The organism is Lautropia dentalis (assembly GCF_003892345.1).
Lineage (GTDB): Bacteria > Pseudomonadota > Gammaproteobacteria > Burkholderiales > Burkholderiaceae_E > Lautropia > Lautropia dentalis.
Genome location: NZ_RRUE01000002.1, coordinates 1,013,265 through 1,026,315 on the forward strand (window position 1 = coordinate 1,013,265; position 13,051 = coordinate 1,026,315).

The following is a 13,051-nucleotide window of genomic DNA, read 5'->3' on the forward strand; positions in this document are numbered from 1 at the left end:
GGCATGATGGTTGAGGCTGATGTGCATGTCAGGCATTTTTGGGCGACGGTACGGCAGCCACGGCTTCATGGGGGTGATGCAGCACACGGATGGCATGCAGGTCGAGCTGCCGGGTGGTGCTGGCTGGCGTGGTCTGCCAGGGCACGTCACCATGCTGCAGGTCATGAAACAGCCGCATCAGCGTGGCATCCTGCAGGTGGCCGTAGCTGGCCTTCAGCCAGGCCAGCAGGTCCGTCACGGGCAGGCTGGCGGCCAGATGGCTGCGCAGCGCGGCCTCGTCCACCACGTCGGGCAGGGGTACCGTTTCGGAAGCAGGCAGGTCCTGCGGAAAGGCAACCGCCTGCGGCCGGTAGTGCCGGGCTGCCGCCATGATGTCGCGCACTTCGTCTCCGGCCTGGATTTTCAGGCCGCGGCCATTGCGCCAGACCGGCAAGCGGCTGTCTCTGGCCGGACGGGAAAGCACCCGGTGCAGCCCCTTCTTGCGTACCGATTGCAGCAGGGAGGCGATGGCACTGGTGAGTGCGTTGTGCTGCAGTGCCTCCTCGCGCAGCGGCAGCAGGATGTCTGCGCACTGCTGTGCCACGATCCGCCCGAACCGGCGCAGCTCCTTGGCCTGATAGGACACCTGCCGCAACTGCAGCCGGTGCGAATACAGGCTGCCCTGGATGGTGAACTGCTCCAGCGCCTGGTCCAGCGTGCGCTCGGCGGCCTCCAGATGCTGGTAGAAACTGCCTTCCGGCCCCGTGTCCATCATGCTGTTCATGGGTTCGACATACTGGTCGTACGCCTGCAGGACACGCTGGTAGCGCTGGCTGGCCGGCATGTGGGCGTCGGCACTGCGGGCATTTTCGGCCAGCTCCTGAATGGCATGCCGGTCCTGCTCCAGCTGCAGGCCGATCTGCCGGAACAGCTCGGCCAGCTGGCTGGCGGGCCAGCGCACGCGGTCGATGTCGTGCCGGACGATGCCCTCGGCCAGTGCTTCCGTGGCATCGCGGATGGCGGCGACACGGGCCTGCAGGACGGCGGTCAGGCCCAGCTCGTGCTCGCGGGTCAGGCCACGCACGAAGGTGAGGACATGCGGATCGAGCTGCAGATCATCGCTGCGCGGCACGGTCTGCAGCAACGTACTGTTGACCATCTGGCGCAGAAGGGCACCCTGCTGTTCGGCGTTCAGCCCGGGGTTGCTCCGTGCGATGCAGGCACGCACCTGTTCGGTCGTGAAGATGGGAAACTCACGTGACAGGCGTGCCAGCACCTCGATGGTGTCCCAGTGGGTGTGGAGGGCATGGACCAGGGCGCGGGGGGTGATCATGGGGGGATTCTAGAACGTGCCATGGGGCCGGAGCGTGTCAGGGGGCCGTTCATTCCTGTGCTGGCCCTGGTCGTGTGTGGCCCTGGCCGTGTGCCGGCAAGACGCCATCTGCAGGGTTGGTCTCCGTGCCAGGCAGGGTAACGCCGGCCGTGCACGGATTCGGGGTTTGCCCTCATCGGGGGGCGTCCGGCGAGGGCCTCTGTCGAAGCTCCTTCTCGAGCAGCTCCTGCAGGGCTCTCATCACGTCTCCGGCGTCCTGCCGGGCAGAAGTTACCGGCGGTGAGGGCGGGTTGTTCCGGCTGCCATTGAGGGAGCTGCCGGCATAGGTATGGTCGGCATCGGTGTGGCTGGTATGGGCGTGGCTGGTGTCGCTCCAGTTGACAGGTGCCTGGCTGGCATGGGAGCTGCCGGCCGGTGAAGCGCCGTTGCAAGAGGCGTTGATGTGTGAGGTGCCGTTGTGGGTGGCGTTGATGTGGGTGTTGCCGGCATGGGCGGAACCTGCCGGGTGACCGTCCCTGGTCAGGGCTTCGATGGCACGGTCGGCGAAGGCCGGTGCACCGGGCTGGCCGTTCGGGGGCAGCGGACCTGCCGGGTGTGACCGGCCTGCCGGATGCGAGGCGGCGTGCCGGTCGATGTGGCCCAGGTTCCGGGTTGGGTCTATCTGGTCACGGACCCGCTGTTTCAGCACCTTGGCATCGGGAAAGCCGCCGTCGGTCTTGCGGTCCCAGATGGGCACGCCGTTGCAATGGATCTGGAAGACGCCTCCGGTGTCGGGGATCAGCGTGACGCCACCGGCCAGATCGGTGCCGAAGGTGGAGAGCAGTTCCTGCGCCATCCAGCCGGCGCGGAGCATCCAGTTGCAGAGGGTGCAGTAGCGGATGGTTATGGTGTGGGCGGCCATGATGTCTCCTTGGGGGCGTGCATGCGGGCTGCCCCCGTCAGGGAGCCTCTCCGGGAGATGTCCATGCCAGACTCCCTGACGATAGTCTGCCTCACCTGGGCGGCGGATGGCCAGAAGGGTTACATGTCCGTGGGGGGAGCAGGGGCCCTTGTCTGGTGTTCCAGTTCATTCGGGTCGGGCTGCAGCTGGTCGAGCCGCAGCAGTTCTCCGGCAGAAAACAGGTGTTTCTGCATGCTGTCCCGGGAGGCTTCATCCAGCGAGGCAATGTGTGTGTTGCCCTGGTCGGCCACCACGGCAAGAACGGTGTCGGCCGGTATGCTGGTGTCGTCCAGCAGGTCGGGGCTGTGGCTGGTCACAATGATCTGGGTTTGCCTGGAGGCACGGGTCAGCGCCTCACGCAGTGCCGCGCTGGCAGCTGGGTGCAGTGCGGTCTCGGGCTCTTCAATACCTACCAGAGAGGGGGCGAAGTCCCGGTTGCCCTGGAAGAGGGCGGTCAGCACGCCGAGCGCGCGCAGTGTGCCATCGGACATGTTCTGGGCTTCGAAACGCCACGGCGTGCTGTCTCCTACGTCCTGCCGGAATTCCAGGGTCTCCTTGCTGCTGATCTGCTTGCGCTGAACACCGTGAATCATCGGCACCACAATGCGCAGATACTCCTGGATGGCATCCAGTTGTCCATCACCGACACGCTGCAGGTGGCCTATGACACTGGCAATGTTCTCGCCCTCTTCCTTGAGGAGCTTTCCGTCCTGTGGGGTTTGCAGGTCACGCATCAACCGGGGGTTGAGGTTGTAGAAGCGCATGGAGGCCAGTGCGTCGAACACCGGACGAAATGCGGCCGTACCGGAAACAGCGACCAAGGCCAGACGGTCTGAGGTGATGGCGGGGAAGGTGGGCTCGCTGCTGTGCTTCAGGGTTCCCCGTTCGACCTGGTAGGCCGGCCCCCGGCCGATGCCCCCGATGATGCATTCCTCGTTCTGTACTTCGTATCCGCCGTTTTTCAGGGCGCCGATCCGGAATGCGAAGTGTCCCTCCCTGCCATCCGGCAGGTGGAATTCCAGCCGGATGCCGAAGTGGGTGGGGTGGCCGCGGGAGCGGCGCCGGACTTCGTTGATCCCGCCGCGCTCGTTCAGTGCATTGTCCAGTGAGCCGTTGAGGGCATCGCTGACCAGCTGGAGCGCGTCCAGAAAGTTGCTCTTGCCGGCACCATTGCCGCCGACCAGCCAGGTCAGGGGATGGAGGCGGACATCGCAGTGGCCGATGCTTTTGTAGTTTTGCAGGATGACCCGCTGCAGAAAGACGGGGATGCTCATGGCATGGGCTCCGGGCTGGAGGCTGGGCTGGTGGTGGGGGTATTGTGCCTGATCAAGTGTTTTGCAGATGCAGCCGGTGCGTCAGCCCAGGCCTTTCCTGTACTTTGCTGCGGCTCATTTCCTTCTGCATGATGCGCAGCAGATGCATGGTCTCGGTGCTGACTTGGTCAGCGCCTGGCGTCATTATGTGCCGGAACGGCAGTGCGATATCAGGTGTCAGGCGCGATAAGCTGACCAGTGCCGTCCGTGACTTCCCAGTAGCCACCCTTGGCTGGGCCATGGCGCTTCAGGCGGCCGGTTTGCTTGAGCCGGTCAAGGTTGTACTTGACGCCACGCAGGCTCATGCCACTGAGCTTTGCCAGTTTGTCTGCAGTGAGTCCGGGCTGTTCCTGCAGCAGTTGCAGCAAGGTGTGCTCTGTTCTCTCTCGGCGGGATGCTGGCGATGAGGGGGCTGGTGCAGACTCGGGTGTTTTCGGTGCAGTTTCAATATTTTCCGGTGCAATTCCAGAGGGTTTCGGTGCAATTTCTGGTGTTTCTGGTGAAATTTCAGGTGTTTTCGGTGCAATTTCAGGCGTTTCCAGTGCAGTTTCCACTGCCTGGCTGGTGATTTGCACGGCATCCTTCATGCCGGCAGAGGAATGCTCCACTGCATCCGGAGAGGGTGCGTTTGGTGCAAGGGTATGCCTGCCCGACGGCCGTGCAAAGCTGGCGATGAAAAGCCCGGCCACCTCCCGGAAAGTGACATCGGGAGCGTTTGCAAGGATCAGCGGCACGCCACGGCCCCAGGCTTCCACCAGATGGATACGGCGCAGCAGGTCGGCAATCAGCGGGTTGCGCCGGCGTGATACGCCGCCCCGACGGAGTTCTTCCAGCGTCAGGTTCTCGTACAGTTCGCCGGGGTTGCGGATCTCGACCCGGTCACGATAAACGGCGACCTGTACATAGTCCGGGTCACGCCAGTCGCGGTGGCAGAAGGCGTTGATGATGGCTTCCCGCAGTGCTGGGACGGCAATTTCGGGAACGTCGACCCGGCGCATGCCATCCAGCCGCATGCCGATGTGGATGTTCTTCAGGATGAACTTCTGGGCTTCCTCGATCAGTTCCAGCAGCGTGCCGTGGAAGTCGTGGCGGTCGAGAATGGTTGCGCTGGTCTGGGTGGCGAACACGGCACAGCGCAGTTCGATGGGTTCATCGGCAAAGAACAGCCGGGCGGCGTTGACGGGATGGCCGTCGCGCAGCAGGCCCAGTTTGTCCAGCGTGTTGGTGGTATTGTCCCAGGCAAGACCTGCCGTCTGTACGAACTGGCGAATGCGCGCCTCGTTCAGCGTACTCAGGGGCTGATCGATGGGTTCGTTGTCCCAGCGCATGGCTGCACGATTCTGGCGCAGGATCAGGGTTTCCAGCTCACGGGCGCTCATCTGCCGGTCTTCATCGGCAACGCGCATGTAGGGACGCCCATGGGCATAGTACGGCCTGTCCTGCCCGCGAGCCCTGACGCGCAGGCAGCTTTTGCCGTTCACTTCCTCCCGGGTGATTTCCGGATAGATGCGCGGGTCTATGCTGGCAGCAATGGCCTGTGATACATCGCGCAATGTCTTGTCGTTCTGGTCCAGGCCCACCGCCTTGCCATTGGGGGCGATGCCAAACCACAGTTCAGCCTCGCCATGCTTGTTGAGCATGGCGGCCAGTGACACGATGCCCTGTTTGAGTTCCGCCAGGGATTTCTTGAGTTCGACGGTTTCGCTTTCCGTCATGGATGAGGTTCCTTCATGCCGTCGGTGAGGCAGGTTTACAGACCGTTCATGACTTCGCCGATGGGATGGTAGCGGCCCGTGGCCGATGTAATGATGTGTTGCATATGCGACGTGTCATCTTAGGGTATCTGGTGATGGCGGGCAAGGGATGCATGCCTGGAGTAGGCGCCTTTTTGGAGATGGCTTCCGACGGCCCGAAGGCTTTCCTTTACTGAAAGGCTGGCGGATCTTCAAGCAAAGAAAACATATAAATCAATGAGTTAGAACTGGTTTCCTTTACTGTGCTCATCTTCAGTAGGGGGCTGTAGTAAAGGAGAGGCCGGTGGGCAGGAGCATCGGGCATCCTGTTCTGCAGATGCTGGGCCGGTTAGGTGATTCAGGGGGATACTGGCCCCGTGCCAAGGGTTGTCCTTTACTGGCTCTTTACTAGATGGAGAGGGAAAGAAAACATATAAATCAAGGGGTTACGAAGGTTGTCCTTTACTAGCTCACCCCTGTACCATGCGAGCTAGTAAAGGGTTCAGCCTGGGCCGCGCCGCCAGACTGCCGTGGACCGTGCCCCTATCGAATGGATCAACCCCTTGCGGCGCATACTCTGTGTCAGGTTGCGGACCTTGTTGGCTTTCTGTGATGAGTCCAGCACATCGGGCATCTTCGGTAGGAGCAGGTCATCCAGTTCCTGCCTGCTTGCCTGCCCGTACTTCTCTAGGTAGCCGAGGATGAGCTGGTGGTAGTACGTGTCGTCCATTCCCCGGTTACGGATGTAGGTGGCCTTGCTTTTGGTCCAGGCCGCTACCTCGGCGGAGACGAAGAAGTTTGGCGAACGCCCTTCGATCAGCTTGTCCTTCCTGAGTGTTTTGGCCTCTTCTGCCGAAATGGGCTCCTTCTTCTGCACTTTGTCCAGCAACAGTACCTGTTTGAGGTCGAGGTCATCTCTGCTCATCAGCAGGCGCGTGTAATTTATGTCAAGTACCTGGCCGCTGATGGTGACTTGAACGCGAGGTGTTCCTTCAGCCATGGGGCTCAGAACATAGTCAGGCAAGGGGAAGAAGCGTTGCCGCTGTCTTTCGAACATGCGGCGTATGCCACTGCCGGCTTGATCGATCATCCGCAGCCGGATCATGCCTTCAATCAGCCACTGGTTGCGATAGTGCTCTGGGGGAGATTGCGTCTCGAGCATCCATTCAACGCTGGGAGGCAGGAATTGCCCCAGGTTGGAGAAAACCAGTCGATCCGGGTGCTCGACCACATTGATCTTTCCATGCAAAAGATAGTCCTGGTGAGCGAGACAATTGTGAAGTGCTTCGCGGATGACCCACGGATCATAGCTTTTGACTGCGGTGGGAAAAAGCGACTGATCCGGCATGTATTCCAACATGATATTGCGAATGCGGTTGGCCACTTTGTCTGTCGACAGCAGCATGGGTGGGCCAAAATGTTGCGAGTCTATGGTCTTGTTATGCTCGTTTCGTAAAAGCCAGGTTATTTTGGCATCGACAGGGGAAAGCAGGTGTGATGCTTCATCCTTGCCCAGTAACAGCAGGGCTGAACGTGTGATTCTTCCCTGTTTGGTGATATGGGCTTTGTTGAGAAGGGTCGGATTGTCCATCTCCTGTAGTTGGGCCTTGACCCTGTCGAGCTGATCCTGGTCGCGCTCGTTCTTGAGCGCAAACTCCATGAATTTTCGTCGCGCCACTTCCAATGCCTCTGGGTCAAGATCATCCCAGGTTGCCTCTGGTACGATTTCCCCTGACCAGTCATGATTCTGGTCCAACATTGTCCATAGCCGACGCTCCTTGTCCTGGTGTTCGGAAAGTTTTGTCTTGTGGCTGTCAACCCGAATGTAACGTTCTCCCTGAAATGCCAGGGGAGCTGATCGAGGTGGGTGTATTTCAAGCAGAATTACTCTGCCGTCAGGGTGGGGTACTTCGTGAAACGTGAAATCTGGCCGAGGGAGTATTTTTTGTGTCAGCCACATGATGAGCGACTGGTTTCCTTCACCCTTTGCTTTGCTCGGGTTGAACTGCGTTCCTGTTACGGCGTGCGTGCTGTCATCAATTCCCCAAACCATCCATGCTCTGTCATGACGTTCGAGTGCAGCCGAGTTGCCCAGTGCAGAGATGTACTGGCCAATCTCTTTGGGCTCCTTCAGGTTTGACTTGAATTCCAGGGTGCTCTGCTCTCTGGGGAAGTTGCGGAGTTTTTCGATCAGGGCAATGAGTTTTTCCTGTTCCATCCTCGTCATCCTTCACATTTCATGAAAGGGCCGGTGCGACCCCATCCTGACTTTTCCGTTCATGGCCATGAAGTTCCGCACGGATCATCGTGACGTAATGTCATGTGTGTCTGTCTGACATTCGCTCGTGGGCGCGCAGCAGTTTACCGCAAGAAAGCGCTGTCTATGCCAGTGCAGATACGGAAGATGTTCTTTCTCAACCCAGCGCAGTTTCATCTCCGGGTGCAGTCCCAATGCCTGCATGTCTTCGGCTGGCAGCCGAGAGCTGGTCAGCAAGTTTCCACCTTCGTCAAAGCTGATCAGGAACCGGTCAAAAAGCACATCGAGGTTGGCTACCAGCAGAAAGCCATTGAAAACGTCCAGCCGTTCAGCGTCATTGGTACATTCTGCCCAGGGTTTGGCATGGCTGGCACGCAGCACCTCGGGTAGCGTGATGCCAGTGACGGCACATGCGCCGTGCCAGTAGGCCATCAGAGCACGGCGATAGATGTCCTGGCCGATGCGTTCTCGCCGGAGGCGTTCGATTTCGGTTTCTTGTGGTGAGGCAGGAGGAAATCCGTCGGGGCTGAGGTCTGTGTCGGTTTTGCTGACAGAGTGAGTATCTTCACCTGAAAATGGATCGGTGTTGTTGGATGCGCTCTGCTTGCGGAGTTCAAGAGAGAGCTGGGCTGTTTGCTTAAGAAATGAGGCCAGTTGATCAAGATCCGTCAGGTAGAACTGGTCGTTTCTGGACGGCCATGGGGGAACATTGCGGGAAAGCGTGGGCAGCAGCTCCGGATAGGGTGACTGTACGATCACCCCCATGCCGGTCAACCACTGGTTTACCGTTACACTGGTTTCGTGCCGGGCAGAGCTGAGTGTGATGCTTCCATTGCCCGTGGTTGAGGTATTTTCGAATCCATTGTTGGCGGCAATATGGATGATCAGTACATTGTCCATGGCGTAGCCGTCATGCATGAATTCTGTCCCAGGCCTCCAGCACCAGCCTTTGGGTGCGGTATTCCCCATACTCCCGGATTTCCCTGTCTTTCAGCACGCGGAAGGTTTCGCTGGGGTAGTCGTTGCCCATCACGTCTTCCGGGTCCAGGATGTAGCGCAGCTCGTCGCGGTCCAGGCCATAGAGGCGGGCGTAGTATGCATCGAGTTCTGCACGCAAGATGGCGCGTCGTGCAGGGTCAAAAGGGAAGGGAGCCAAGGGTGATCGACGGATGGGCTCCGGGGTGCCTGGCTTCCAGTTGCCATTGTCCAGCTTCCATCCGCTGATAAGGGCCGTGGCCCAAGGAGCCATGTCCTTGGCGGTATAGGTCAGCTCAAGAATGCGGGGCGTGATGAAATCAAGATCGGGTTCAGTGTAGCGTTCGGGTGGGATGACCGGAAACTGCTTCAGATAGCTGTAGGTAAGGTGTGTGCCGCCGATCTTCACTCGCGCGCAGAAATCCAGTACAAGGGAGCACAGGTTGCCAAGAAGCGCGGATGTTTGGCGGGCATCCCAAACCGTTGTGAGCAGAGGCATGGTGTGACCCACACCCACCGCTGGCAAAACCGAAGCAATCACCGTCCGTTCATCCGTTGCCCGGCAGATATCCCGCCACCCCATCAACCATTGAGGGCAGCTTTCCTTCAGCCAGCGCTCCGCCAGTCGTTGTGCGCTTTCTTCGCTACTCAGCCCTGCGGGTGGCATGGGAAGGTTACTGGCTTCCTCGGCCAGACGCAGCAGTTGCTGTTCGGCCAGGGGTAGACCTTCGTCCAGCAGGCCGCCTGCGTTCTTCTTGAGCGGTTTGACTCCCAGCTCTTCGGGGTCGATATCCTTGGCATAAGCGTGCAGGTCAACAAAGCTTTCCCAGGCGGCCAGTGCTGTTGTACCCGGGGCCTCCTCATGCAGAGAGGTCAGGTGTCGCCCAAACAGCATTTTGGTGACGGCAAGTATGGTGGCGTGCCCATCGTCTGTCTTGAGGGCGCGCATCAGTTCGTCCGGCAGATCTGCCAGTCGCAGCCAGACTTCACGGGCAGGCACCCAGTACCGGGGCGTGATGCTGAAGGACGTATCCTGTTTTTCCTGCAGGGTCACATCCCGGCTGGCTACGGTGCCAGTATTTGGGTCGGTTGTGTAAGTGGCCCAGCGGTGATCGAAATGATGAATCAGTTTTGCCTCGTACAGGGGCAGGCGCTTCGTGTCTGTTGCGCTGCTGCCCGGTTCCGGGTTGTTCTGGTATTCGAACAAATGGCTGTCATTGGACATGTGCATCATGGCCATGAACGTGATGCCCCACGGATTCTGCGCAGGGACTTCCCTGGCATGCTTGCCCTCACCTTCGACGTAGGCATCACGTATCAGGACCGGTGCTGCCCGGTAGAGCTTTTTGGTCAGTTCGGCATCGCGTTTGCTGCGAAACACCGGGCAGGTCAGCGTGTTGGGGTTGATCAGCCGGAAGTCTTCCGGTGTCAGCGTGAACCGCCGGCGCTCGTCCGCCAGCTGGCTGACCTGGGTGGCAAAGCAGACAAATTCGGCCTGTTCGGAAGCCCCCAGGGTGAGCAGGCAGAACTTCACGCGACTGTCCACTGCAGGGAACAGCTTGTCCCGATTTTCTATGTCGTACAGGCTGACCAGCCGCTTCGACTGGGTGATGTGGCCAAAGTACGTCTTGGTACTGTCGTCGGTGGCAATGCCTGTGGGTACGATGAAGCCGGCCCGGCCATCCCGGGCGTGAATCTGCAGGATGGTTTCGGCAAACAGGGCATAGGTGTTTACATCGCCCACGCCGGTGAGCGGGTAGCGTCCCCCCTCGCTTTCGCTTACATGGGCGAAAAGGCTCGTGGCCTCTGCTGTGCGGCGGGCAGTGACAAACTCCCGGTACAGGCGTCTTTCGGCCTCATCAGGGCCATTCGCATGTTTCAGCTGTGGTGCGCCGTTTGGCGCAGATGTGTGGCCAAAGTTCAGGTTCTGCGCCAGCCGGCCTTCACTGAGCCACTGGATACGCTGGCTGCGCTCGGCCTTGTTGCGTGCCGCTGCCACGTCGGCGTTGCGGGTGGCAAAGAACTCTTCTTCCTGCAGTTTGATGCGCTCCCATGGTGGGTTGCCCAACACACAGTCAAAGCCCCGGTGGTCGTTGGGTCCGCGGGGGGCAAACACTTGCGGAAACGCCAGGGGCCAGTGGAGCACGCGTGCTTCGGCACAGGCGGCGCGGGCTGCTGCCACCGCATCGGCGGCAGGCCCCGTGATGTCGTTGGGGGTGGTCAGCAGGGTATGCAGCGTGGCGCTGGTCGGTACGGTTGCGCTCCGGTCCGTGGTCTTGGGCAGCAGGAAGGCGCCCACCAGCACATCTGCGGCTTGTGCCAGCGGACTTCGTGCGGCAGTCTGCATGAATTCCAGCCAGCGGGCCTCCTTGGTGCTGACCTGCTCCGGCGTGTTGGTGGGCATGTCTTCGATGGCGCGCATGGCCTGCAGGCCGGACGTGTTGTCCATACCCAGCAGCATCTGCTGGCTCTGCAAGTCTCTGGTCAGCTGTTTGAGGGCGACAGCATTGGTTTTGGTCAGTGCCTTGCACACTTCCCGGTCATCACCGCTCAGGGGCTTGAAAGCGTCTTTGGAAATACCTCGGGTCAGGGCATCCAGATTGGTCAGGCCCAGCAGGGCGTCGCCCACCTGCAGGTGGTGGTCCAGAAAGTCCAGCGGGCGCCCTTCTTCAAACCCTTCCAGCCACAGTGCCATGCGGGCCAGCTCGACGGCCATGGGGTTGCGGTCCACGCCATAGATGCAGTGTGCCACGACCTCACGCAGGGCGTGACGGTAGTCCTTCGGCCGGATGGCACCCTCGTACCCGCTGGCCACACTGCGCAGCAGCGCCAGCCTTTCCGCCAGACGCCGGGCAGCGGCCAGCAGAAAGTGCCCACTGCCACAGGCCGGGTCGATGACGCGGATGGCCAGCAGGGCTGCTTCCGGTGCTGCAGGGCTGGAAGCAAGCCGCAGCTCGATGACGGGTTCGAGTGCACTGCGGATCAGTTCCTGCACCAGACTGTCGGGGGTGTAGTAGCTGCCGGTAAGTTTGCGGGCATTGCCTGCCGTACTGGCTGCGTCGGTTCTGCCCACGAAGTCGAATGAACGGGCATGGACATCCACCGTGGGGACCAGCTCCAGCAGGCTTTCATATACACTGCCCAGCTCTTCTGGTCCCATGTTGCGGTAGTCTACGGGCACCAGGCTGTCTGAGCCAGGGGGGCGTGCCCAGCGTAAATCTTTCAGGGCTTCGAGCAGGTGAGCATTGTCCAGGCTGGCGGCGTCCAGGTCCTTGCACTGGCTGGCAGCGAACAGGCCGCCCAGTGCGGGCAGGGCCAGCCGGGGCTCGCCCTGGTCCAGCCCCCGGAAGACGATGCGAATGGCCTGCCACTGGTCATCGTGCCGGTTGCGGGGGCGACGTTTGAGGCTGAAGTTGCGGAGTCGGGCCAGTGCGTAGCCTTCGGCGTAGGCGTGGCGTGCAGCCTGCGCCTCGGGGCTGTCCCCCTGCGGGTGCAGTACCCCGCGTTCTTCCACGGTGAACACGAAAATCAGCCGGTACACCAGCCGCAGCAGTTGCTGGAAGTAGGCGTCGCGACTCAGTTGTCCACTGTCCAGCGCAGCACGCAGCTTATCGTTGGATGGATGCTGCAGAAAACCCTCACCCAGCGTAAGCAATGCCTTTTCGACGCCGTTGCGCAGGCCATCCCGTACCCGGGTGCCTTCCTGCTGGCCCTCGTGGCGCCATCGTTCCCAGATGCAGGACACGTTCTGGGCATCTGTGTGCGCCCGACTGGCGTGCAGCAGCCGCCATACATTGGCAAACTCGGCGTAGCGTTTGCTGCCCAGCAGGTCGGCCAGATCGATTTCCAGAAAACTCGGTCGGGTAAGTGACGCGGCATCACGCAGCAGTCGCAGCTGCCTGCCGTTGCTGACGATACCCCACTGCAACGGTTCGCTGGCATTGAGCAGCTCCTGCATGGCCTGGAAGGGGGTCTTGCGGCGGCTGCCGCTGCCTTCGATGGCCATGCTGGTGTCGGCGTCGTCCAGCCCCAGCGTGTGGGGTGCTACCAGAATGGGCAGATTACCTGCCAGGAAGCTGACGGGGTAATGCCGTCCATCCACTTCCTGTGGCTGTGCCTGTGGGCTCAGGTTGTAGCCAAAGGCGTCGCGCAGCAGCTCCTGTACAAAGCGGGTGGTGAGTTGGGTGGCGTCGATGTCCCGCCGTTCCAGCTGCTGGGCAAAGTCCTGCCATTGGGCGCAGGCAATCTGGAAGGCGCGACTGTATTCATCCTTGGCCTTGAGGCCCTTGGGTAGCTGGTAGTCTGCATCCTGCTGGGCGCTGGCAAGGCCCTGCATGGCCTTTTGAACCTGATCGGGCAGGAAAAGCCCCCCTTCCAGTGTCAGTGTGGCAGGAAGGGAGAGGGCAGCCTCGGTCTTGCGGGTGCGTTTCATGTCAGGGCTTGTCCTTGCCAGTGGTGTCTGTGGCTTTCCGGTAGCTGCCTTTGGTTGGGCCAGGGATACGGGTTTTCGCATTCATGGTG

The 13,051-nt window shown here is 60.7% G+C and carries 6 protein-coding genes and 1 pseudogene; all 7 read right to left on the reverse strand.

The window, feature by feature from the left end:
- Window positions 1–28: 28 nt before the first annotated feature.
- A complete protein-coding gene (locus EHV23_RS12080; protein ID WP_125096301.1) occupies window positions 29–1,312 on the reverse strand; it encodes a hypothetical protein in 1,284 nt (427 codons plus the stop codon).
- 628 nt (window positions 1,313–1,940) lie between these two features.
- Window positions 1,941–2,213 (reverse strand): annotated as a pseudogene (locus tag EHV23_RS16175) (Rdx family protein); the annotation flags it as partial.
- Between the two features lie 119 nt (window positions 2,214–2,332).
- Complete coding sequence (locus EHV23_RS12090; protein WP_125096302.1) at window positions 2,333–3,526, reverse strand: AAA family ATPase; 1,194 nt, start codon at window positions 3,524–3,526, stop codon at window positions 2,333–2,335.
- A gap of 209 nt (window positions 3,527–3,735) precedes the next feature.
- Entirely contained in the window at window positions 3,736–5,280 is a 1,545-nt protein-coding gene (locus EHV23_RS12095; RefSeq protein WP_125096303.1) for an ATP-binding protein, read from the reverse strand.
- Window positions 5,281–5,800: 520 nt separating this feature from the next.
- Window positions 5,801–7,516 (reverse strand): RNA-binding domain-containing protein, encoded by a 1,716-nt coding sequence (locus tag EHV23_RS12100; RefSeq protein WP_125096304.1) that lies wholly within the window; start codon window positions 7,514–7,516, stop codon window positions 5,801–5,803.
- A gap of 84 nt (window positions 7,517–7,600) precedes the next feature.
- Complete coding sequence (locus tag EHV23_RS12105) at window positions 7,601–8,473, reverse strand: HNH endonuclease (RefSeq protein WP_203228993.1); 873 nt, start codon at window positions 8,471–8,473, stop codon at window positions 7,601–7,603.
- Window positions 8,466–12,962: an Eco57I restriction-modification methylase domain-containing protein gene (locus EHV23_RS12110; protein WP_125096305.1), complete on the reverse strand. Its 4,497-nt coding sequence runs from the start codon at window positions 12,960–12,962 to the stop codon at window positions 8,466–8,468. The genes EHV23_RS12105 and EHV23_RS12110 overlap by 8 nt, the downstream gene beginning before the upstream one ends.
- Window positions 12,963–13,051 lie beyond the last annotated feature (89 nt).